At 33.2% G+C, this 25052-nt stretch carries 15 protein-coding genes; 6 read left to right on the forward strand and 9 right to left on the reverse strand.

Features of this window, described 5'->3' with window-relative positions; all coding sequences use genetic code 11:
* Positions 1-106 precede the first annotated feature (106 nt).
* Positions 107-2866 (forward strand): outer membrane beta-barrel protein, encoded by a 2760-nt coding sequence (locus tag K6T82_RS20060; protein WP_223709936.1) that lies wholly within the window; start codon positions 107-109, stop codon positions 2864-2866.
* Positions 2867-2998: 132 nt separating this feature from the next.
* Here K6T82_RS20060 and K6T82_RS20065 read toward each other — a convergent pair whose 3' ends face one another.
* The 8 genes from K6T82_RS20065 to K6T82_RS20100 form a co-directional block, all read right to left on the reverse strand.
* The gene (locus tag K6T82_RS20065; RefSeq protein WP_223709938.1) at positions 2999-3739 is read right to left on the reverse strand and encodes a DUF2490 domain-containing protein; all 741 of its coding nucleotides are present in this window, start codon (positions 3737-3739) and stop codon (positions 2999-3001) included.
* A 154-nt stretch (positions 3740-3893) separates the two neighbouring features.
* The gene (locus K6T82_RS20070; RefSeq protein ID WP_223709940.1) at positions 3894-6440 is read right to left on the reverse strand and encodes a TonB-dependent receptor; all 2547 of its coding nucleotides are present in this window, start codon (positions 6438-6440) and stop codon (positions 3894-3896) included.
* Between the two features lie 245 nt (positions 6441-6685).
* Positions 6686-7099, reverse strand: a complete 414-nt coding sequence (locus K6T82_RS20075; RefSeq protein ID WP_026730483.1) for an RrF2 family transcriptional regulator — start codon at positions 7097-7099, stop codon at positions 6686-6688.
* 94 nt (positions 7100-7193) lie between these two features.
* Complete coding sequence (locus K6T82_RS20080) at positions 7194-8024, reverse strand: TPM domain-containing protein (protein ID WP_223709943.1); 831 nt, start codon at positions 8022-8024, stop codon at positions 7194-7196.
* A gap of 3 nt (positions 8025-8027) precedes the next feature.
* Entirely contained in the window at positions 8028-8465 is a 438-nt protein-coding gene (locus tag K6T82_RS20085; protein WP_223709945.1) for a TPM domain-containing protein, read from the reverse strand.
* Positions 8466-8511: 46 nt separating this feature from the next.
* Positions 8512-9096 carry a LemA family protein gene (locus tag K6T82_RS20090; RefSeq protein WP_095928713.1) on the reverse strand — a complete coding sequence of 195 codons (585 nt, stop codon included), beginning with the start codon at positions 9094-9096 and terminating at the stop codon, positions 8512-8514.
* A 34-nt stretch (positions 9097-9130) separates the two neighbouring features.
* Positions 9131-9463 carry a MerR family transcriptional regulator gene (locus K6T82_RS20095; RefSeq protein WP_026730479.1) on the reverse strand — a complete coding sequence of 111 codons (333 nt, stop codon included), beginning with the start codon at positions 9461-9463 and terminating at the stop codon, positions 9131-9133.
* Positions 9464-9511: 48 nt separating this feature from the next.
* The gene (locus tag K6T82_RS20100; protein ID WP_223709947.1) at positions 9512-10489 is read right to left on the reverse strand and encodes a peptidoglycan DD-metalloendopeptidase family protein; all 978 of its coding nucleotides are present in this window, start codon (positions 10487-10489) and stop codon (positions 9512-9514) included.
* Between the two features lie 278 nt (positions 10490-10767).
* Between K6T82_RS20100 and alaS the strand changes: the two genes are divergently transcribed.
* Positions 10768-13398: an alanine--tRNA ligase gene (gene alaS, locus K6T82_RS20105; RefSeq protein ID WP_223709950.1), complete on the forward strand. Its 2631-nt coding sequence runs from the start codon at positions 10768-10770 to the stop codon at positions 13396-13398.
* A 386-nt stretch (positions 13399-13784) separates the two neighbouring features.
* On the opposite strand, the gene K6T82_RS20110 is transcribed toward alaS, so the two are convergent.
* Positions 13785-15530: an ABC transporter ATP-binding protein gene (locus K6T82_RS20110; RefSeq protein WP_223709952.1), complete on the reverse strand. Its 1746-nt coding sequence runs from the start codon at positions 15528-15530 to the stop codon at positions 13785-13787.
* A 127-nt stretch (positions 15531-15657) separates the two neighbouring features.
* On the opposite strand from K6T82_RS20110, the gene K6T82_RS20115 reads away from it, so the two are divergent.
* The 4 genes from K6T82_RS20115 to K6T82_RS20130 all read left to right on the forward strand — a co-directional run bounded on the left by K6T82_RS20115 (position 15658) and on the right by K6T82_RS20130 (position 25004).
* A complete protein-coding gene (locus K6T82_RS20115) occupies positions 15658-16608 on the forward strand; it encodes a GSCFA domain-containing protein (protein WP_223709954.1) in 951 nt (316 codons plus the stop codon).
* 175 nt (positions 16609-16783) lie between these two features.
* Entirely contained in the window at positions 16784-21895 is a 5112-nt protein-coding gene (locus K6T82_RS20120) for a translocation/assembly module TamB domain-containing protein (RefSeq protein WP_223709957.1), read from the forward strand.
* Positions 21879-24197, forward strand: a complete 2319-nt coding sequence (gene tamL, locus K6T82_RS20125) for a translocation and assembly module lipoprotein TamL (RefSeq protein ID WP_223709959.1) — start codon at positions 21879-21881, stop codon at positions 24195-24197. Before K6T82_RS20120 ends, tamL begins: the two co-directional genes overlap by 17 nt.
* Positions 24198-24374: 177 nt before the next feature.
* Positions 24375-25004, forward strand: coding sequence for a DUF4230 domain-containing protein (locus tag K6T82_RS20130; RefSeq protein WP_144215195.1), 630 nt, complete (start codon positions 24375-24377; stop codon positions 25002-25004).
* Positions 25005-25052: the final 48 nt, after the last annotated feature.

Genomic DNA, 25052 nt, shown 5'->3' on the forward strand with positions numbered 1-25052 from the left:
ATTATGGGATTGATTTTTTATTGGCATTATATTTGAATAAATGTGAAAAACACAATTAAACCTTTTGCATTTCTTTAAGTCTTATTGATCTAACTAACCTAATTTTATGACCAAATTAATTTCTTACTTATTGCTTTTTTTCCTTTTTTTTTCTGTTGCAAATGCACAGAATGATATTACCGTTAAAGGAACAGTGCTCGATGTAAATACACAATTACCATTAGAACTTGCTACAGTTTATTTTACCACAGTAAAAGATTCTACTGTAATTGAGTATGCTACTACAGATAAAAACGGTGCTTTTAGAATGAATATTAAAAAATACGATAAACCTGTATTCTTAAAAGTGAATTACATGGGCTATCAAACCTATTATGAAGAATACAAGGGGCTTACAGAAAGTAAAGACTTTGGGAAAATCTACTTAATAGAAAATGTAAATGCATTAAACGACGTCGTTATTAAAACAGAAGCAGCACCAATAACGATTAAAAAAGATACGTTAGAGTTTAATGCAGCTTCTTATAAAGTGCGTCCAGATTCTAATGTCGAAACATTATTAAAACAACTTCCTGGTTTTGATGTCGACAATGATGGAAAAATTACCGTAAACGGAAGAGAAGTCAATCAGGTGTTGGTAAACGGAAAAACATTTTTTGATAAAGATGGAGCTATTGCAATCAAAAATCTTCCGGCTGATATTATAAAAAAGATTCAGGTTTCAGATTTTAAAACAAAAAAAGAAGAGCTTTCAAAACAAGAATCTACTTCAGATTTCTCTAGTATCAATATTACAATTGATGAAAAGAAAAACAAAGGATATTTTGGTAAAGTCATGGGTGGTTATGGTACAGATGATCGTTATGAAGCAAATATCAATTTAAATTATTTTAATAATCAGCAAAAAATAAGTTTGCTTGCTTCTTCTAATAATATCAATTCAACTGGTTTTTCTATGGATGATGTTTTTGATAATATGGGCGGGGGAAGAAATAGCAGCGGAAGAGGAGGAAGTTCTAATTCTGGCGGAGGCGGTAAAGGAATTACTCAATCGAACTTAGTTGGTCTAAATTATTCTGATGACTGGACAAAAAAGTTATTGGCAATGGGAAGCTATAATTTTTCGAATACAGTTAATAATAACGACAGTAAATCTAATGAGGTTGTGTTTCAGCCTACAGGAAACAATATAACACAAAGTGAGTCTAAATCTCGAAATGAAAATACAGGCAATAATGCAAACTTTGAGTTAGAGTACAGATTAGATCCTAAAACACGAATTGTTGTAGCACCAAAAGTAAGTCAGTCACAAACTAATGGTACTTCATCATCTTCGAGTTTTACAGAAGATGAAAATGGAAATGCGCTGAATAAAAGTGAGGGAAGTTCATTTTCTGAAGGAACCAATACGAATTTCGCTAACACGATAAATTTCAATAAAGCTTTTGATAGAAAAGCTCGTAATTTAAGTTTTGTATTGACAAACAATAATACAGATAGCGATTCTAATGCCTTAAATATTTCTGAAACAGTTTATTATGTAGGAGATAGACCTGATGATTCAAGAAATCAAAATACAAAAAAGAGAGCTATAAGTGATGCATATTCGGTAGATATCGAATATACAGAACCTATAACCGATTCGCTAAGAGTGAGAATTGGTGCTGATTTAGATTGGAAAAGCAACAGTAACGATCAGAAAACGTATAACTTCAATGAAACTACTCAAGAATATACAGATTATGATTCAAAGTTTAGTAATTACACTAGCACAATTCAAAATTCAGTTACACCAAAAGTCGGAGTTACTCTGCAAAAAAATAAATTTACCATAAATCTAGACAGTAGAACTTCAATTGTAAGGTTTGATAATTATTCATTTTATCAAAATGCTGCAACAGATTTAAGTAAAAAGTATGCACTTCCGTTTGCAACTGCTTTATTGCGATATAAATTTAATCGTTCAAAAAATTTATCATTCAAATATGATTATTCAAATGCATTGCCTTCAGCTAATCAATTAATGCCGATTGTAAATTTTAATAATCCTTTAAATACTATTGTTGGAAATCCTGATCTGAAACCAGTTGAAAAAAATAGTGTTAATTTCCAATTTAGAAATTACGATTTTAGATCTCGTTCTGGATATAGTTTTAATTTGAAAGGAGATTATTATAATAATGATATTGTTTCTATTTCTAGTTTTGATACTAGCGGACAAAAGTTTACTACCTATACAAATATTTCAGGGGTTTATAATCTTTCTTTAGGAGCAAACTGGAATCAGTCTGTTAAATTTGACGCGCACACTCTTCGATACGGTCTAGGTATTAGCGGAAACTATTCTTTTGATAAAGGTTATACTAATGATATTTTGTATAATTCTAAATCTGTAGGAGTTACTCCAAAAGTATATATGTCTTATGATTATGGAGAAGTGTTGACAATTGCTCCATCGTATAATTTATCATACAGTGAGTCTAAATATGAAAATTATCTGCTAGGCCAAACTTCAAATGTGGTGCACAGATTCAATGTGCAGACAACATCATATTGGCCAGCGAACTTAGTTTTTGGAAATGATTTCGGATATACTTATAACTCAAATATTTCGGATGGATTTAAAAAAGATTTTTTCCTTTGGAATACAAGTTTGTCATATGGTTTCTTAGATAAAAAATTATATGCAAAGGTGAAGGTCTACGATGTTTTAAACCAGAATCAAAGTGCTACAAGAACGATTACCGCAACATCGATTCGTGACGAGGAAAATACAGTTTTAAAACGTTATGTAATGTTTTCGCTAGCATATAAAATTGGAAACTTTACCGATAGTAAAAAGGGAAGAAAAGAAAGGGGATCTTAGTTTTTAAGTTACAAAGTAACAAAGTAACAAAGTTACAAAGGGACAAAGGGACAAAGTTAAAAAGCGGCAAATCAAATTTTGATTTGCCGTTTTTTAGTAGAAATCTAAAATCTAAAATCTAAAATCTAAAATCTAAAATTTTCTATCAATCTTATGATAAACTGTAAGTCTGATGATATCACGATCGTAAAAATCTACTCCGCTGGAACGTCTTTGGAAATTCTTCAAATAACCTAATTCTACTCCAATATTTGGATTGAAATGATAACGTAAAGCAAAATAAATACGATTTTGGTCGAAAGTGTTATTGCGGTTGTCTTTTCCTTGATTGAATAAAATTTCATCAGAAATAGTTCCTTTTATGCTTCTTTTGTCCTTTTGCCAAATGGTAAACATAGATTGCAGGCGATATCGAAATCGGAAAGCAAAAGAAAAATCATTTAGAAGTCCGGTTTTATCCGCTTTTTGAATAAAACGTTCTTCAATCTGAAAACGATTATGGAAAGTGATTTTTGCAATATCATTAATAAAAGTGAGATCTTGCTGGGCTCGATATTCCGGAACTGAATAATCGGGATCGTTGTATGGGTTTTGAGTATTCACATTAAAATATGCAAAACCAGCTCCAAGTTCCATGATTTTATTGGCGCGATAACGGGCTTGAGATCGAATGACAAAAAGATTTTCGTGAACGGGATTTACAAAACTCCGATTGTCGAATTCAGAATGAATCGCCCATTTTTCAGATAAGGGGAAAATATTGTAATATCGAATCCAGGTTAGGGTTTGCTGATCGATGTTTTTTTGATTTTGTCCTGTAATAAACTGGGAAACAAAAGCTATAATAAAAAGTAATCTAAAAGATTTTTTCAATTGCGATAAATTCAGGCTGCGAATTTATACAAATCATCTTGTTTCTGTTTATTTAAAAATATGTTTTCAATTTTTTTTTGTGATTTGAATGAAAATTAAAAAGGAGATGCATTTTAATATACATCTCCTTTTTAAAACTAAACTAACTAACCGCTTACAATGAATACTTAAGAGTAACACCGTAAGTTCTTTGATCACCAATGACTCCGGCATATTGACCTGTGTTACCACCTGCAGGCAATAATTGCTCGTAGTAATCTTTATTTAAAAGGTTTCTTCCCCAAAACTGTACCGATAAACCTTGCGAAGCACGGAAACCTAAACGAGCATTAAAGATTGCATAACCCTGAACTACTAAATATTTTGAAGCCGAAGGGCTTGAAGAAAATTCAGAACGAGCATAACCGTCAGCACCGAAGAAAATTTTTCCGGCATTACCAAAGAATCTTGCTTTGTCTGAAAGTTCACCACCAAGAGAACCTGCCCATCTTGAAGCTCCTGGTAAATCTTTTCCAGATACATCTTTAAAAGCAACCGGAGCTCCAGTTTCTTCTAGTGGAAGTGGTGCATTTGTAAATTTTACATATTTACCGTCTGTGTAAGTTGCTGCACCATTAATTGTTAAGTGTGAGCTGATAACAAAACTCGCATCCAATTCTGCACCTCTCACACGTACTTTATCGGCATTTGCAAGGTATCCGCGATTTACACCTAATTCAGCTGCCTGAACGTTAGTTTGAAAATCTTTGATTTCGGTATTAAAGAACGTTAAGTTGAAAATAGAGTTTTTAAACGGAGAGGTTTTTACGCCAACTTCAAAATGGTTTACTTTCTCCGGTTTAACCACTGCAAGCTCAGTTAATGGCTGTCCTGCAGCGTTTGTTGGAAGTCCTGCTACGTTTACACCAACTGGTTTGTAACTTTTAGCATAAGTACCATAAACATTGATTTTGTCGGTTGCTTTATAAGTAAGTGTAATGTTTCCTGAAAAATCTGTATTGTCAGTATCAGAATCAAATGCCTGATCAGAATAAACCGATTTTTTCAAGGCTAATAGAGCTGGATCTGTTGTTTGAAGACCACCATAAGTAGTACGAGAATAATGTGCATCTTTTTTGTCAAAGTTATATCTCAAACCTGGTAAAACGTGTAAACGTTCTGTAATTGCCCAGTCTAATTGTCCAAAAACGGCTGCACTTGAAGCTCTAATGTTGGCATCTGTTTTGATTCCGTATCCTTCAAAAAGACCTGGAGTTTTCCAAAGTGGACTTGTTGAACTTTGAGCAAATCTCCATTGCGCATTTCCAGATTCTTCAGTACCGTCAGTTTGCGATGTTTGATCGATAAAGAATACTCCAGCAACACCACTAATTTTTGATGTTAATTGTCCAGCATAACGAACTTCTTGTGTTATTTGAGTTTGTCTTGTTGGGTTTTGAGATTTAGCTAAAACCTGTAATCCTGTAAAATCTCTATCATTTGACGGATCCCAGTTCCAAAAACGCCAAGCTGTTGTTGAGGTTAATGTTCCTCCTCCAATTTTGGTGTCAATGTTAAGAGAAATACCTCCCATGTCCTGATTAGAACGCCAAGGTGTATCATGGTCAATTTTACGGTCAAAAGCATTTAAACTTGGTAATTGATAATTTAAATCAGCAATAATAGCATCAAACTGACGGTAAGCCGCTCTTTGTGTTGGCGCAACCCCAGCAACTACTTGTGCATATCCGTCAGGGCGCTGTGTAGTGATATCTGCAGCTAAAATAATATTTGTATTTTCTGTTGGAGTCCAAAGTAATTGTCCTCTAATTCCTTGATTGTTTAAAGTATTTGTTGGTCTTCCGGTAGCCACATTATCAATTAAACCATCTCTTTGTGTTCCTGAAAAAGAGATTCTTCCTGCCACTTTTTTTCCTAAAGCACCAGTAAGAGAAGCTTTAGCCTGCAAGAAATTATAATTTCCATAACTCACTTCAAAATCAGCTGCAGAAGTAAAACTTGGTTTACGAGTTGTAATGTTGAAAGCTCCTGAAGTAGTGTTTTTTCCAAATAAAGAACCTTGAGGGCCACGTAAAACTTCAATTTGTTCTACATCAATGAAATCTAAAGTTGTGGCTGCTGGACGAGCGTAGTAAACACCGTCAACGTAGAAACCAACTCCAGGATCAATTCCATCATTTGTAAGTCCGAATGGCGAACCTAAACTTCTAATGTTGATTCCGGTATTTCTTGGGTTTGAAGAATACAATTGAACAGAAGGAACTAATTCTTTTATTCTATTTACGTTAAAGGCTCCTGCTTGTTCTGCTTGTTTTCCGGTAATAACAGAAACAGCAATGGGTACATCTTGTACTTTTTCGATTCTTCTTCTTGAAGATACTACCACTTCAACCAATTGATTTTCTTCTCTTAAAGTGATTTGAAGAGGAGAAGCAGGAATTGCGGTAATATCCAATTCGTTTGTTTTGTAGCCAGTATATTGAATTAATAATGTTACAGGCAATTTTCCTCTTGAATCGATACTGAACCGTCCTTCAGAATCAGTTATCGTGCTAAAAGTTGTTCCCTTAATAACAACATTGGCCGCCTCTAAAGGAATATTTTGATCCGTTACCACAACTCCTTCAATGTTTTGTGCGAATGAGATTGAGAATGTTAAAACGGCAAGTATTGTAAATATGTTTTTTATTGATGTTTTCATTTTTATATTAAGTATATGTGATTAGTAGAATTTAAAATTAAATTTTTTTTACCAACACATACACATCATAAATGAAGCGGTTTTCACAGTTGTGAATTTATTACTTTGATTTTGCAAAAGATTTGTTACACCTGATTGACTAGAATGTACTTTCATGAGTTAAAATTTAGTAAATGATTAGTTAATTATTTTTGGCAAATATATAATTAATTCTATCGATTTACTAGACTTTAGGAAATATTTTTTTATTTCTTCACCAATGAAGCGATTGTGATGCCTTCCATAGCCTTCAAAGTTTTGTCTCTAATTAGCATTAAACCGTGACGTAGACTACATTCAGACTCGGTTTTACAATCGGAACAAGGCTCATAAAAATTTAAAGAAGCACATGGCAAAAGTGCAATTGCACCGTCAAATAATCGGTGAATTTCTGCCAAAGTGATGTCGTTTTTGGATTTTATCAGATAATAACCACCAAATTTTCCCTGCTTACTACTCACAAAACGACCTCGTTTTAGATCTAAAAGAATCTGTTCTAAAAACTTTTTAGGAATGTTCGCGCCATCAGCAATTTCTATAGTTCTAGAAATGTGATTTTCGTCTTGTTCTGCTAAATAAAGTAAGGCCTTAAGGGCATATTTTGCTTTATGTGATAACATCTATATAAATTGTAAAATGTAAATGTATGATATTTTAATCTTGAAACCTAAAACTTCAAACTTGAAACAAAGAAAACTTAAAACAAAGTCATGTTTACCAGCTTCCACTAGAGCCTCCTCCAGAGAAACCTCCACCTCCAAATCCGCCGCCGAAACCGCCGCCTCCGCCGAAACCACCTCCAGATGATCCACCGCCGAAACCGCCAAATCCGCCGCCACCGCTTCTTCCAAGATTACTAAGAATAATAACATCTAAAAGACTTGGTCCGCCGCCGCTGTTTCCAGAGTTTCCGCCACCACCTTTTTTATTTCTAGAAAGTAGAATTAGAATAATGACAACAATTACGATAAATGGTAATATCGGAAAATCTTTTTGCTGTTTCTTTCGTTCTCCTTTAAATTTTCCCTTAAAAACATCAATAATGGCATCAGTTCCCTTGTCCAATCCGTTATAAAAACTTCCGGCTTTAAATTCTGGAATAATAATATTTCTAATTATAGTTCCTCCAATTCCAGCTGTTAAACGATCTTCTAGACCATAACCTGGATTTATGGCAATCTTTCTTTCGTTTTTAGCTAATAAAATAATAACACCATTATCATCTTGTTTTGTACCACCGATTCCCCAAGTTTGTGCCCATTTTGTGGCTAACTGACTTACATCTTCACCTTTAAGGCTTTCGATAGTGATAACTACGATCTGAGTGGTTGTAGAATCAGAATAACGAATCAATTTTTCTTCTAACTGAGCTTTTTCTGTAGAACTTAAAACGTTTGCATAATCGTAAACCGAAGTTTGGAAACTGGGTTTCTTCGGAATCTCAAATTGCGCAAAAATAGTATTGCAAATCAAAAATGTGAAAAGCAAAAGAGTAAACTGAAAAATTCTATTGGAATTTGGGATTTTATTTTTGGAATTTTTCATTATTTATCCTTTTGAGATTTCGTTTGATAGTTCATTGATATCGTCTTCTGTAGAAGGGAAGTATTTTTTTAATTGTTCTCCGGCATTCAAAATACCATCGACAATTCCTTGTTTGAAATTTCCGGATCTAAAATGATTCGTCATAACATCTTTGGTGCAATCCCAAAAATCATCCGAAACTAAATCATTAATTCCTTTATCTCCGCAGATAACAAAGTTTTTATCTTCAACCGCAAAATAAAGTAGTACACCATTCTGCAATTTAGTTTCATCCATTCTTAAATCATGAAAAACTTCTAAAGCTCTATCATAATGAGCTTTAGAAGTTGTTTTTTCTATATGAACTCTAATTTCGCCAGAAGTATTATTTTCGGCCATACGAATAGCTTCAACAATTTCTTGCTCTTCTTCTTTGGTTAAAAAATCTTCTACTTTTGACATGAAAATGATTTTAGAGTTTGATTTTAGATTTAATCTTGGAAATCTTTTAGAATTTTACTTCAACAGGTTTGTCTGCTCCAGTAGAAGCTTCAAAGTATGGTTTTTCTTTGTATTCGCTCAAGAACCAGTTGTTTGGAATTTTTAAAACATATCCGTTGTAAACTTGTACAGCTTCATTAAAACGAGTTCTAGCAGTTAAGATCTGGTTTTCTGTACTTGCTAATTCGTCTTGTAATTTTAAGAAATTCTCGTTTGCTTTTAAAGTTGGATATTGCTCAACAGAAACCAATAGTCTTGATAATGATGAAGATACACCACTTTGAGCTTGATTAAATGCTGCCAATTGTTCTGGGGTAACATTACTTGGATCAATTGTTACCGAAGTAGCTTTTGCACGAGCTTCGATTACAGCTGTTAAAGTTCCTTTTTCAAAGTCAGCAGCACCTTTTACAGTGTTTACTAAATTCCCAATAAGATCATTACGTCTTTGGTAAGCCGTTTGAACATTTCCCCATTCTTTATTTACAGCTTGACTGTGTTGTAAAGCAGTATTTTTAATTCCAATCGACCAAAATGCGATAATAGCAATAAGTGCCACAATAATTCCTACAGGGATTAACCACTTTTTCATATTTGTTTTGATTTAAGTTTATTTCTAGTTTTAATTACAATTCGTTTTTGATGTCGTTCAATTGCGTTTTTATCGACTCTAATTTACGTATTATTTCGAATTTATCTAACGTTTTCTTCTGACCTTCTTTTAAGTGTATTTTGGCACCTTCAAGTGTAAAACCTCTTTCTTTAACCAAGTGATAGATTAATTGCAGGTTCGTAACATCTTCGGGCGTGAACATTCTGTTTCCCTTGGCATTTTTTTTAGGTTTTAGAATATCAAATTCGCTGTCCCAAAATCGTATCAAAGAAGCATTGACATTAAAAGCCTTGGCAACTTCGCCAATGCTGTAATATCTTTTGTCTTTAGAAAGTTCAATATGCATGTTTTGTTTTTTTCTATTTTAATTCAAAAATACTATTTTTTCGGAATATTAATCTAATGATTGGTTTTCTTGATTAGCCATATGTGAAATTGCTACATATTCTGCTGCGGAAATATTTCCATAATAAAAATTCAAAGGGTTTACCACTTTTCCATCTTTATGAACTTCATAGTGACAGTGAGGTCCTTCAGATCTTCCTGTGCTTCCCACATAGCCAATTACGTCACCACGTTTGACATGTTGTCCGGGTTTGCAATTGTATTTGCTCAAATGGGCATACAAACTTTCATATCCAAAACCATGCCTGATCACAATATGATTTCCATACCCAGATGCTGTATTGTCGGCTCTTTCTACCACGCCATCTCCTGTTGCGTAAATTGGAGCTCCTGTATTGGCGGAGAAATCCATTCCGTTGTGCATTTTTCTCACTTTCGTGAAAGGATCAATTCGATAACCAAAACCAGACGCAACTCGTTTTAAATTTTCATTCTGTACTGGCTGAATGGCAGGAATTGCCAATAATAAATTTTCTTTAGCTCCAGCTAATTTCAATATTTCATCCAACGATTTAGATTGAATAGCCAGTTCTTTTGAGAGTTTGTCGACTCTTTTTGTTGTGTTTAGAACCAATTGCGAATTATTGTAACCTTCTAATGCTTTGTATTTTTCTGGGTTTCTAAAACCAGCTTTCCTGATAGAATCCGGAATTTCGGTTTTGTTAAAATAAATCCTGTAAATATTATTATCTCGTTCTTCTAAGGCGTCTGCAACTTCATCAATTTCGTCCAGTTTTTTATTCAAAATAGCGTATTGAATTTTTAAATTTTCAATTTCACGAGCTTGCAAACGATCTTTTGGTGTTTCAAAATATGGAGTGTTTATTAAAAGAACAAAAACTAAAAAACCAAACAATGCCGAAGCTACTAAAAACAGTAAAGCGTAACCAATTTTTATTCTTTTTCTGGTTTTTATTTTCGTATAAGCCAGATTTTCTGAGTCGTAATAATATTTTACTTTCGCCATATTTTAAAATACGCTATTTTTGCAGCTTGTAAAATTAATTAGACGAACAATATGGCAAAATGTTTCAATTGTCCGCGGCTTTTTTTACAAGAATTAATGATTAGATATTGGGGCTATTTTTATCATTAGATAATGCGCAAAATAGGCAATTTATTGTTTATAATTAAAGTTTTTTAATTTCATTATAGAAATCTTAACGCATCATCAAATGAATAAATTATCTAATACTCTAATTTTCAAATTGACACATTAAACAGACACATTTTTCTAATTTAAATATGAAATCACAAGACGTACGTAAACAATTTTTAGATTTTTTTGAGAGTAAAGGGCATACTATTGTTCCTTCAGCTCCTATTGTTCTTAAAGACGACCCAACCTTAATGTTCAATAACTCGGGAATGGCCCAGTTTAAAGAATTTTTCTTAGGAAACGGAACTCCAAAAAGTCCAAGAATAGCCGATACGCAAAAATGTCTTCGTGTTTCAGGAAAACATAATGACCTTGAAGAAGTTGGTATTGATACATACCACCACACGATGTTTGAAATGTTAGGAAACTGGTCTTTTGGTGATTATTTCAAAAAAGAAGCAATTAATTGGGCTTGGGAATTATTGACTGAGGTTTATAAAATTCCAAAAGAGAATCTTTATGTTTCTGTTTTTGAAGGAAGTAAAGAAGATAATGTTCCGTTTGATCAAGAAGCTTGGGATATTTGGAAAACTTTAATCGACGAAGACAGAATTATTTTAGGAAATAAAAAAGATAATTTCTGGGAAATGGGAGATCAGGGACCATGCGGACCTTGTTCTGAAATTCACGTTGATTTACGTTCTGCTGAAGAAAAAGCTTTGGTTTCTGGAAAAAGTTTAGTGAATAATGATCACCCGCAAGTAGTTGAAATCTGGAATAATGTCTTCATGGAATTCAACCGTAAGGCGGATGGTTCTCTAGAAAAACTTCCTGCACAGCACGTAGATACCGGAATGGGATTTGAGCGTTTGTGTATGGCATTGCAAGGAAAAACATCAAACTATGATACAGATGTTTTCATGCCATTAATTAGAGAAATTGAAACCATTACTGGAGCAAAATATGCTGTAAAAGCATCAAACGAAGCTGAAGAAAAAGTAAACATTGCAATTCGTGTTGTAGCAGATCACGTTCGTGCGGTAGCTTTTGCTATTGCAGATGGTCAATTGCCTTCTAACACAGGAGCAGGTTATGTAATTCGTAGAATTTTACGTCGTGCTATTCGTTACGGCTTTACTTTCTTAGGAACTAAAGAAGCTTTTATCTATAAATTGGTAGAAACTTTAAGCGAGCAAATGGGAGATTCTTTCCCAGAAATCAGAACGCAAAAAGCACTTTGTTCAAATGTTATTCGCGAAGAAGAGAATTCTTTTTTAAGAACATTAGATCAAGGTTTAGTTCTTTTAGATGCTGTAATTTTAAATAATAACGGAGATACAATCGACGGTAAAAAAGCTTTCGAATTGTACGATACGTACGGATTCCCAATTGACTTAACCGCTTTAATTCTTTCAGAAAAAGGATTAAAATTAGACGAAGCTGGATTCCAAGAGCAATTGCAATTACAAAAGGAAAGATCTCGTGCGGCTTCTAAAGTAACTGCTGGAGATTGGAACGTAATTATTGAAGATGATATTCAAGAGTTTGTTGGTTATGATAGATTATCGCAACAAGTTAAGATTACAAAATACCGTAGAGTTGAAAGCGCAAAAGATGGAGAAATTTTCCAATTAGTTTTCAATGCAACTCCATTTTACGGAGAAAGCGGTGGACAAACTGGAGATAAAGGATATTTAGAAGCGCAAAACGGAGATATTATTTATATTATCGACACTAAAAAAGAAAATAACCAAACGATACATTTGGCAAAATCATTGCCAGAGAATCTTACTGGAACTTTCAATGCTGTTGTAGACGCGATTCAGAGAGCTAAAACTTCGTCAAACCACTCGGCTACGCATTTATTGCACCAAGGTTTGCGTAAGATTTTAGGAACTCATATCGAGCAAAAAGGTTCGATGGTAAGAAATGCTTCTTTACGTTTTGACTTTTCGCACTTCGCTAAAGTTTCTGATGAAGAATTAGTAGAAGTAGAGAACTTTGTAAATGCAAGAATTCGCGAAAGTTTGCCGTTAATTGAGAAAAGAGCAATTCCGAAAGAACAAGCTCTTGAAGATGGTGCAATTGCTTTGTTTGGAGAAAAATATGGCGATTTAGTTCGTACGATTAAATTCGGAGATTCTGTCGAATTATGTGGAGGAACGCACGTTGCTAACACATCTGATATCTGGCACTTTAAAATTGTTTCAGAAGGAGCAGTTGCGGCTGGAATTAGAAGAATTGAAGCAATTACTAGTGAAGCTGCAAAAGAATATTTTGAGTCTCAAGCTGTTTCTTTAAATGAAATTAAAGAAGCGCTAAAAAATGCTCAAGATCCAGTAAAATCGATTTTGGCTTTACAGGACGAAAATGCTCAGTTGAAAAAACAATTGGAAACTTTATTGAAAGATAAAGCTAAAAATATGAAAGCTGATTTAGCTAAAGAATTACAAGAAATCAATGGAGTTCAGTTCTTAGCGAAACAAGTAGATTTAAATCCTGAAGGAGCAAAGGATTTGGCTTACGAGTTAGGTAATGCTTACAATGATTTATTTATTGTTTTGGCTACAGCTCACGAAGGAAAACCAATGTTAACATGTTATGTTTCTAAAGAAATTGTAGCAAGCAAAAACTTAAACGCTGGACAAGTAGTTCGTGAATTAGGAAAATACATCCAAGGTGGTGGAGGAGGACAACCTTTCTTCGCAACTGCAGGAGGTAAAAATGTTGACGGAATTGCTGAGGCGCTTTCGAAAGCGATTGAGTTTGTGAAATAAGTTGCTAAGAATCTGAGTTACTAAGATTCTAAGTTTTTTATAGATAGTAAACCCGACAGGTTTTTAAAACCTGTCGGGTTTTTGTTTTTTCTCATTTTATGTCATTTCGACTGAAAGGAGAAATCACACATGAAACTCCGCAAAGTATATCTAAAATCTTTGTCGATTTACTAGTGTGATTTCTCCCTTCGATCGAAATGACAAATAATACAATTTAATAACGTCCAGCTTTAGCTGGATGAAAAATTATAGCATTAGAAAAGGGCTTTAGCCAAACGTATCAGTTTGGCTAAAGCCCTTTTTTATAAGACTTTTTATACCTCCAGCTAAAGCAGGAGGCAATTCAAAAACTTAGCAACTTAGAATCTTAGTAGCTTAAAAAAAAACTACTTTCTTTCCCCAATCTGCTGGCGCCACATTGCGTAATACAATCCTTTCTCCACAATCAAATCTTCGTGTTTACCTTGTTCGATGATTTTTCCTTGTTCTAAAACAAAAATTCTATCAGCATGCATTACGGTTGACAAACGGTGAGCGATTAAAACTGTAATTCTGTTTTTGTCTGAGATGTTTCTAATAGTGGCATTAATTTCTTCTTCGGTAATAGAATCTAAAGCAGAAGTTGCTTCATCAAAAATCAATAAATTCGGATTTCTTAATATTGCTCTCGCAATAGATAAACGTTGTTTTTCTCCACCAGAGACTTTGATTCCGCCTTCACCGATTGTGGTGTTTAAGCCGTCTTCCGCACGTCTCAGAAGTTTATCACAACTAGCACGTTTTAAGGCATCGTATAAATCTTCGTCGGTTGCATTTGGTTTTACGAATAATAGATTTTCGCGAATAGTTCCAGAAAATAACTGTGCGTCCTGCGTTACAAATCCCAATTGTTTTCTTAGGTCCAGTAAATCAATATCTGTTGAATCAATATCATTATACAAAACGTGACCTTCCTGTGGAGAATACAAGCCAACTAATAGTTTTACTAAAGTTGTTTTTCCTGATCCAGACGGACCAACAAAAGCGACGGTTTGTCCTTGTTTGATTTCGAAATTGATGTTTTCAACTGCTTTGAATTTTGCTGTTTTATGTTGAAAACTAACATTTTCAAAAAGTAATTTTTGAATAGCTCCAACATGTTTTGGAGTTGCAGGACGAAATTCTTTAGGTGCATTCAATAGGTTTTTAAAGTTTTCCATAGAAACTTTCGTTTCATTCAATGCAATAATGAAGTTTCCTAATTCTTGTAACGGTCCAAAAATAAAGAAAGTGAAAAATACCATTGTCAATAAATCTCCAACAATGATTTTTCCTCCAAACAAGAAATAGTACAAAGCAAAAACAACACAAGTTCTCAAAAAGTGAACGGTTGTTCCCTGAATAAAACTCAAACTCCTAATAAAGCGGATTTTTTCCAATTCTAATTGAAGAATTTTAAAAGTGTTTAAGTTCAAACGTTTTTCTTCTTGATACGTTAAACCAAGACTTTTTACTAACTCAATATTTCGCAAACTTTCTGTTGTAGAACCCGCAAGAGCATTGGTCTGATTTACAATCTTTCTCGAGACAATTTTGATCTTTTTACCCAAATACAAACTCACCAAAGCAATAATTGGCGCTGTAATTAAAAAGATAATCGAGATTCTAAAGTCGATTCTTGCAACATAAACAATTACGAAAATAAATCCGATAATGGTTTGAAAGATTAACGAAATAGAAAGTGTAATTAGTTTTTCAGAATCAATTCTAACTTTTGTCAGTTTACTTAAAGTTTCACCGCTTCGCTGATCTTCAAATTCGGCAAAAGGCAAATCAAGAGATTTCTTGATACCGTCAGTATACATTTGTGCTCCAGTACGCTGAATTACAACGTTGGTGAAATAATCCTGAAAGTTTTTGGTAATTCTGGAAATCATTGCGGCACCAAGCGAAAGCCCAAGCCAGAAAGCCAATGATTTGATAAAATCCATTTCGTTTCCTTTGTATTTTGCCAGTCCAACCCCGCAATCCTGCATTAATTTTCCAGTAATTACTGAGTCTGACAAACTGAAACAAATGTTGATAGAAGCCATTATCAAAGCAAAAAACAAAAGCATTTTGTGTTTGATGATGTAAGTATATAATAATTTCATAAGTGATTTAAAAAAATGGAAGATGCAAAAGTAAGGAATTGTTTTAGTTTGTGAAGTCAGTTTTTGTTATTAAAAATGTAATTTTTTGAAGGGCAATTATTCTAACTTTGTAAAAAAAAAGGAAACCATGCAATTCAGAACTCAAATTCCAATTTTAAAAAGTAATTCTCCAATTGACTATAATTCGAAAATACTTTCTATTGGTTCTTGTTTTGCACAAAATATGGCGGAGAAATTCGATTATTTTAAATTCCAAAATGAAACCAATCCGTTTGGAATTATTTTTAATTCGGTTTCCATAGAAAAATTGTTTCAAAGAGTCTGCAATCTGGATTTCTATGGTGAAAAAGATGTTTTTTTTCATAATGAACGCTGGCATTCTTTTGATGTACATTCAGATTTAAGTAATGCTGATCGACAAGAATTATTAGAAACATTAAATAAAGCTCTTACAGAAACTCATAAACAATTAAAAGAAGCGACACATATTATTATCACTTTTGGAACTTCCTGGATTTACAGAAATCTGGAGAAAGACGAAATTGTAGCCAATTGTCATAAAGTGCCTCAAAAACAATTCTCAAAAGAATTATTATCGGTTGAAGCGATTCAAAAAAGCATTCAAAATACGATTGAATTAATTCAGGCATTAAATCCAGATATCAATTTCATTTTTACCATTTCACCAGTTCGCCATATAAAAGACGGTTTTGTAGAAAATCAATTAAGCAAATCGCATTTATTTACGGCTTTGCACAATACTTTTGACTTTCGACTTTCGACTTTCAACTATTTTCCTTCTTACGAAATCATGATGGATGAATTGCGTGATTATCGTTTTTATGGCGAAGATATGTTGCATCCCAATCAAATTGCTATCGATTATATCTGGAAGCTTTTCAGCGAAAATTATATTGCAGAAACTGATTTTTCGATAATGAAAGAAGTAGACGAAATCCAAAAAAGCCTGCGCCACAGAAGTTTTAATCCAGAATCAGAACAGCATCAAAAATTCCTAGATAATCTTCAAAAGAAAATTAATCTTCTAGGAGAAAAACAACCGCATATAAAATTTTAGAAAAAACTTCGTGCCTCAGAGCCTTCGTGGCAAGAAAAAGCTCATTTAGCAGTAAAATTTTAGAATAATTCCTCATAATTATGTAAATTGTTAAGGTTTAAATTTTACATTTTTGTAAAATGTCTAATCCTGCTTTTTTCAGAAGTAATCTAATCTAAAATGATTTTATTGAGGTATGAATAAGAAACCCATTCATTATTTAAAAAAAACACTTCGTATACTGCTTTGGTGTGTGGGTTCTGTGATTACGCTTTTATTACTTCTTATTATTTTAATTCAAGTTCCATCGGTTCAGAATTTCGTTAAAAATAAAGCGATTACATATCTTGAAGGCAAGATCAAAACCAAAGTTTCGTTAGATAAAATCTTAATCAAATTCCCGAAAGATGTAGTTCTGGAAGGTTTCTATTTTGAAGATCAAAAGAAAGATACTTTGCTGGCAGGTAAACGATTAGAAGTTGATGTTGATCTTTTTAAATTGGTAAGCAGTGAACTTGAAATCAACTCTGTTTCGCTTGAAAATGTAAAAGCGAATATTTCCAGAAACAAAGAAGGTGTTTTCAATTTCGATTATATCATCAAAGCATTTGAATCTAAAGAACCAAAAGTAGAAGATCCTAATGCCAAGCCTTTCAAAATTTCGGTTGTAAAAGTCAATCTAGATCAGGTTAAATTTAACTTTAAAGATGATTTTTCTAAAAATGATATTCGAGTAAATCTGACACATTTTGATACCAAATTCAAAAAGTTCGATTTAGATCAAATGGATTTTAATATTCCAACTATCAACTTAAATGGTTTAAAAGTGGTTTTAGATCAAGATGTTGTGGAGAAAATTGCAGAAGTTTCAGTTAAAACTGTTGACACGGTTTCGAAACGACCAGACTTCAAATTGAAATTGGATAAAATTGCTTTATCCAAAATTGATGTTTTATATGATAATAAAGACTCGAAATTAAATTCGGGTATAAGTTTAGGAAATTTAAATTTGTTAGTAAATGAGATTGATCTTAATAAACAGCTTTTGGATTTTGATACTTTTGAAGTTAAAAATCTTAAAGGAAATTTACGTTTGGGTGCAAAAGATAAGCAGATTCAAGCGCCAAACCTCGACACCACAGCCGTAAAACAAGCGGGCTGGAAAGTAAAATTAAACGAAACCAATTTAGAAAATATCGCTTTCAAATTTGATGACATGCAATCGAAACCAGTTTTAAGAGGAATCGATTACAAGCATTTAGATTTAAACAAATTCAACTTTAAAGCCAAGAAACTATACTACGGAAATGATACGATTTCAGGAAGTATCAAAACGCTTACTGTAAATGAAAAAAGTGGCTTAGCCATTCAATCTTTAAAAACCGATTTCTTTTACGGACCCAAAAATGCGTCTTTAGATAATTTATATTTAAAAACACCGCAAACTCTCGTTCAAGATAAAATAAAAGCCGAATATAAATCGCTTGAATCACTTCAAAAAGATTTAGGAAATTTGGCTCTTGATGCCAATTTAAAGCAATCAAAAATTGGTTTCAAAGACATTTTATTGTTTGTACCAGATTTACAGAAAACAAATCCGTTTAAGAGTAATCCAAATGCGATTTTGTATGTAGACAGTCGTGTAAGCGGGAAAGTAAAAGATCTGAATATTTCGAAGTTTGAAATGAGCGGAATAGGAACAACAAAAGTTTCCCTTTCGGGGAAAATTGCTGGTTTGCCTGATGCTCAAAAAGCGTATTACGATTTGAATATTAAAAAGATTTCCAGCACCGCAAAAGATATCAATATGTTTGTGCCGGCAGGAACAATTCCGAAAAATATTCAATTGCCTTCTCAATTAAATTTACAAGGAAAATTTAAAGGTTCGGTTCAGAATTTTAAAACTAATTTAGCTTTAAACAGCAGTTTCGGAAATGCTAAAGTGGACGCTTTATTTGATCAACGCATCAAGAAAAAAGAAAAATACGATGCAGAAGTCTATCTTCTAGATTTCGATTTAGGCCGATTAATTAAAAACGATTCGATTGGAAAAATTACGCTTAAAGCGAAAGTAAAAGGAAATGGTTTAGATCCGAAAACAGCAAATGCCGCTATTGATGGTTTAGTACAGAAAGCCGTTTTTAATAGATACACGTATAAAGATTTAGCTTTAAAAGGAAATATAGAAAACGGTTCTTTTGCAGTAAAATCTGGAATGAAAGATCCAAATCTGAATTTTGATTTAACGGCAAGCGGAGATACAAAAGATAAATATCCAACCGTAAAATTAAAACTGAATCTGGATATTGCCGATTTAGAAAAACTGAATCTGCATGCAGGCCCAATGAAATTGCGTGGCAATGTCGACGCCGATATTACCAACAGTAATCCCGATTATTTGAATGGAAAAGTATTCCTTTCGAATGTTCAAATTTTGCAAGACAAAGAACCAATTGTTTTGGATTCGGTTCGTGTAATTGCGTTTGCAGACCAAACACGTAATAATATTAAAGTTTCGTCTCAATTTTTAAAAGCCGAGGTTGACGGAAAATATAAGTTGACAACACTTGTTGCGGCAATGAAAAAATCATTGTCAAAATACATTGATTTGAAGAATCCAAAAGTGAACGGAGAATCAGATGAACAGAGGCTGGCGTTTACACTTTCTGTAGACAACGATCCGATTTTATTCAAATTGATTCCGAAATTGACAGGTTTAGAGCCAATTAAAATTACAGGGAAATATAACAATGTCACAGATTCTTTGGAAGTTCGAGGTACGATTCCAAGAATTGCTTATGCTGATAACACGATTTCTGATGGAAAAATTAATATTGAAGCCAAAGAAAATGCTTTAGAATATTCCATTTCAATCGCAACAATTGAAAGTGGTTCTTTAAAAATTCCGTTTACGAGTTTAAAAGGTGATGTTCAAAATAATATTTTGACTTACGCACTTGAGGTTCAGGATGCCAAACAAAAACAGCAGTATTTTATTGCAGGTGAATTTAAAGCAGAAGATTCTAAAAACATCTTAAAACTTGATGCTGAAAACTTCGTTTTAAACTATGACAAATGGAATGTTGATCCAGAAAATGCCATTGAATTTGGAGACAAACGACTTTATGTCAATAAATTCAATTTGAATAATAACGGAAATGAATTAAAAGTTCAATCGCAGGGAACGCAGGATAATGCGCCACTGCAAGTCGATTTTGTAAACTTCAAAATCGAGACCATCATGAATATGGTTAAAAAAGATGAGCTTTTAATGCAAGGTTTGATCAACGGAAATGCACTAGTTGAAAATGTAATGACCAATCCAACTTTTACATCCGATTTAAAAATTGATGATTTTACTTTTAAAGGAGATAAAGTAGGTGATTTAGAAATAAAAGTAGACAATAAAACTGCCAATACGCTTGCGGCAAATGTGACTTTAAGCGATGAAGGAAATGATCTTAAACTAACGGGAGATTATCAATTAGACGCTGGAAATTTTGATTTTGATGTCGATATCAATAAACTGAATATTGCCAGTATTCAAGGTTTCAGTATGGATAATATTACCGAAGGAAAAGGTTATTTATCAGGAAATTTTAAAATTACTGGAAACACAACAACTCCAAGAATTAATGGAGAATTGAATTTTAATGATGCCGCTTTCAGAGTAACACAACTGAATTCGTATTTTAAAATTGGAAACGAAAAAATCACATTCGATAACGAAACAATTTCGTTTGATAAATTCTCTCTTTTTGATGAAAATGACAATGAATTGTATGTAAATGGAAATATAAAATCGCCTGATTTTAGAAAATACAATTTCGATTTATTGGTTGAAGCAGACGATTTTAGAGCGATTAACTCCAAAGCAAAAGACAACGACTTATTCTACGGAGATTTATTTTTAGATACAAAATTAAATATCAAGGGAGATCTCGACAGTCCAGTAATTGATGGAACGTTAAAAATTAATAAAAAGACCAAATTTACAGTGGTTATGCCACAATCAGATCCTTCAATTGCGGATCGTGAAGGAATTGTAGAGTTTGTCGATGAAGATAACGTTTATCTGAAACAGACGGTTGATATGCAGAACAAACTGAATCAATCGGAGTTGAAAGGAATGAATGTAAATGTGGCGATTTCAATTGATAAAGAAGCAGAACTTACTTTGTTAATCGATAAATCAAATGGGGATTATTTGAATTTGAAAGGAGAAGCAGAATTAGTTGGCGGAATCGATCAATCTGGAAAAACAACTTTAACTGGGAAATATGAATTCTCAGAAGGTGCTTATCAAATGAATTTCAACGGAATAAAAAGAAAATTTGATATTCAGAAAGGAAGTTTTATTACCTGGAATGGCGAGCCGACAATGGCAACTTTAAATATTACGGCAATTTACAAAGTAAACACAGCGCCAATTGATTTGTTAGGAAATCAGTTGAAAAGCCTACCACCTGCAGTTCAAAATACTTATAAACAAAAACTTCCTTTTCAAACTTTGTTGAAGATGAACGGAGAATTGCTGAAACCAGAAATCTCCTTCGGAATTGTACTTCCAGAAGGAAATTATAATGTTTCTTCTGATGTTGTAGAATTAACGCAAACAAAGTTGAAACAATTAGAACAAGATCCGGCTGAGATGAACAAACAGGTTTTTGCGCTTTTATTATTGAACAGATTTGTTGGCGAAAATCCATTTTCAAGCGAAAGCGGTGGTACAAATGCCGAATCTTTTGCCAGACAAAGTGTGAGTAAAATTCTTTCGCAACAATTAAACAATCTTGCAGGTGATTTGATTACAGGATTTGAAGTCAATTTTGATTTAGAGTCGACAGAAGATTATACCACAGGAACAATGCAAAACCGAACTGATCTGAATGTTGAAGTTTCTAAAAAATTACTTGACGACCGATTGAAAGTGACAGTTGGAAGCAGTTTTGGAGTTGAAGGACAAGAACGTGCCAACGAAGAAAGCACCAATATTGCAGGAGATGTTGCTCTGGATTATCAACTTACAAAAGACGGTCGATATATGGTTCGTGCGTATCGTAAAAATCAATATCAGGTTGCGGTTGAAGGTCAGGTTGTAGAAACCGGTGTTGCTTTTGTAATTACGATGAGTTATAATAAATTCAGAGAGCTTTTTCATCGTTCAGAAGAAGAAAAAGAATTAATTAGAGAAGAGAAAATCCGAAAAGAGAAAGAAAAGAAAAAGAAGCAGGAGGAGAAGGAAAAAGAAAAACTGCAAGACAAAGAAGAAGAAAATCAAATTAAAGGAAATGAGCTTAAAACATAATCATATAAAACAATTTTATATAAAGTGTATCGCACTGTTTTCCTTATTTTTTATCATAGGATGCAGTAATACCAAATATCTTCCAGAAGGCGATTTACTTTATACTGGCGGTTCTGTGACTATAAAAGATTCGATTATGAAAAAGAAAGATCGAAAAGCTTTAGAAACAGAATTGGAAGGTTTATTACGTCCAAAACCCAACAAACAAATCTTTGGACTTCGACCTAAATTATGGATTTACAATCTTGCCGGAGAACCTAAAAAAGATAAAGGAACCAGATATTGGCTAAGAAACAAAGTCGGTGAAGCACCAGTTCTTTTTAGTCAGGTAGATTTAGATTATAATGCTTCGGTTTTGCGAAATTTTACGGAAAACAGAGGGTATTTTAAAACGCGTGTTAGTGCAGATTCGACTGTTCGAAACAAAAGAGTGACGGCTGAATATACCGTTACACCAAGAAAACAATACATTATAAAAAGTGTGACGTTTCCAGATGATTCTCTTAAGATGTCAAAAATCATTGCAAAGAGTCACAGAAGAAGTTTGTTGAAAGTCGGAAATCCGTATGATTTGGAGGTGATTAAAGCAGAAAGAGAACGAATTGATGCGCGATTAAAGGAAAAAGGTTATTTCTACTTTAATCCAGATTATATTCTAGCGAAAGTGGACAGCAGTAAAGGCGATCATGAAGTAAAAATCAGATTGGTTATAAAAGATGATACTCCTGTTAAAGCATTGACAGCTTATAAAATTGATAAAATCTTTGTGTATCCAAATTATTCGCTAACGAATGACAGCGCAGTTTACAGAAAAAGAAATATCACGCAGTACAAAGATTTTACAATAATTGATACCGCAGACACTTTTAAACCAAGAATTTACGACCGAACGATTTATTTCAAAAAAGGAGATGTTTACAATAGAAAAGATCATAATCTGACCTTAAACCGGTTTGTAAATCTGGGAACTTTTAGTTTCGTGAAAAATGAATTTAAACCTTCGGATTCGATTCCAAATGCATTAGATTCGTATTACTATTTGACGCTTTTGCCTAAAAAGTTTATTCGTGTTGAGGTAATTGGAAAAACGAATTCAGCAAGTTATACAGGAACTGAGTTAAATGTAAACTGGAACAATCGAAACTTCTTAAAGGGAGCAGAATTGTTTACAGCTTCTGTTTTTGGCGGAGCCGATTTTCAGCTTGGAGGAGTAAATAAAGGAAAAAATATTTACAAACTTGGAGGTGAAGTTAGTTTGACTTGGCCAAGATTTATTACGCCTTTTCATATTGAAGGAAATAGCGAATATGTTCCTAGAACCAAAGCAACATTGCGCTATGAATACCAAAAGAGAACACAATTATATGCTTTGAATTCTTTTAATACTTCATTCGGTTATTTGTGGAAAGAAAACATTCGTAAAGAACATCAGCTAAATGTAATTGATGTGACTTATGTAAGTCCAAATCACGTGACACCAGAATACTTAGAAGATATAAAAGAAGATCCTGCTTTAGGGAAAGTGATTGAAAAACAATTGATTTTTGGTCCAACATATAATTATACGTATACCAATACGATGCAGAAACGCCGAAAAAACACTATTTATTTTAATGGTGAATTGGATTTGGCAGGAAATATTACGGGATTGGTTACTGGCGCAGATTATCCGGATAAGGTAAAAACGATATTTGATGTTCCGTTTAGTCAATACGTTAAAATTAAAACAGATTTTAGGCATTATTTGAAACTAGGAAAAGAAAGCGAATTGGCAAGTAGATTAATTTTAGGCGCTGGATTTGCTTATGGAAACTCAAATACGCTTCCTGCATCAAAACAATTTGTAGTAGGAGGAACAAATAGTATTAGAGCCTTTAGAGCAAGAACTCTTGGGCCGGGAAGTTATGTTATTCCGCCAACGACAACTAATATAAATTATACTCCAGATCAATCTGCCGATTTAAAGTTGGAATTCAATACAGAATATCGAGCGAAATTATTTAGCATTGTAAGAGGAGCTATCTTTTTAGATGCCGGAAATATTTGGCTTTTACACGCCGACCCAGATAAACCAGGAGCCGAAATCTCAAAAGATTTTATGAAAGAACTTGCTGTTGGAGCAGGAGCAGGTCTACGTTTCGATTTGTCATTTTTAGTTTTGAGAACAGATTTGGCTATTCCGCTCCGAAATCCGGCATTACCGGACGGACAAAGATGGGTAATTGATGATATTAATTTCGGAAGCAGTTCATGGCGAAAAGACAATCTTATTTTGAATATAGCAATCGGATATCCGTTTTAAGTTTTTTCAGCCACGAATTCACGAATTATCTTTTAATCTTTATTTTATTTTCTCTAATTGCACTAATTAAAATTTGAGAAATTCGAATTGACCATCAAGTAAATTAGAGATAATTCGTGAATTCGTGGCTAAAAAATCTAAAAAAAGAAGTAAATTGGTCTAAAATATTTTACTAGAATGCAAAACTTGATCAAAAGAATTATAGGTGTCGGTGTCATCGTTTTATTAATTGTTCTCGCTTTTAAATATTGTGATTTCAAAAAAGACGACGATTCTTCAATGGATTATAATACCAATTTAATTCAGCAGCAAATTTTAAATGTTGGAAAATTGGTAGTAACCGAAGGACATTTCTCTGAAGTCGTTACCTATAAAAATCAGCAGAAATATTTTATGGATATGGTTTCTTTTGAAAAGAAAGCTTTAGTAGTTGTAAATGCAAATGTTACGGTTGCTTACGATTTGCATCAGATGAAATATGATATCGACGAAAAAAACAAAACGATTACGATTCTAAATATTCCAAAAGAAGAAATTACAATAAATCCAGATATTAAGTTTTACGATGTTGAACAAAGCAAACTGAATCCGTTTACGGGAGATGATTATAATAAAATCAATAAATCAGTAAAAGCGAATCTGGCTAAGAAAATCGAAAAATCTACACTAAAAACGAACGCCCAAAACAGATTAATCAGTGAATTATCTAAGATTTTAATCATGACCAATTCTATGGGTTGGAAACTGCAATACAACGGAAAAACTATTGAATCTGAAACAGAGTTGACTCAGGATTTGAAACTTTAAGGTTCAAAGGGACAAAGTAACAAAGGTTCAAAGTTGCAAAGACTTCCC

The sequence above is a fragment of the Flavobacterium potami genome, assembly GCF_020026915.1.
GTDB classification, from domain to species: domain Bacteria; phylum Bacteroidota; class Bacteroidia; order Flavobacteriales; family Flavobacteriaceae; genus Flavobacterium; species Flavobacterium potami.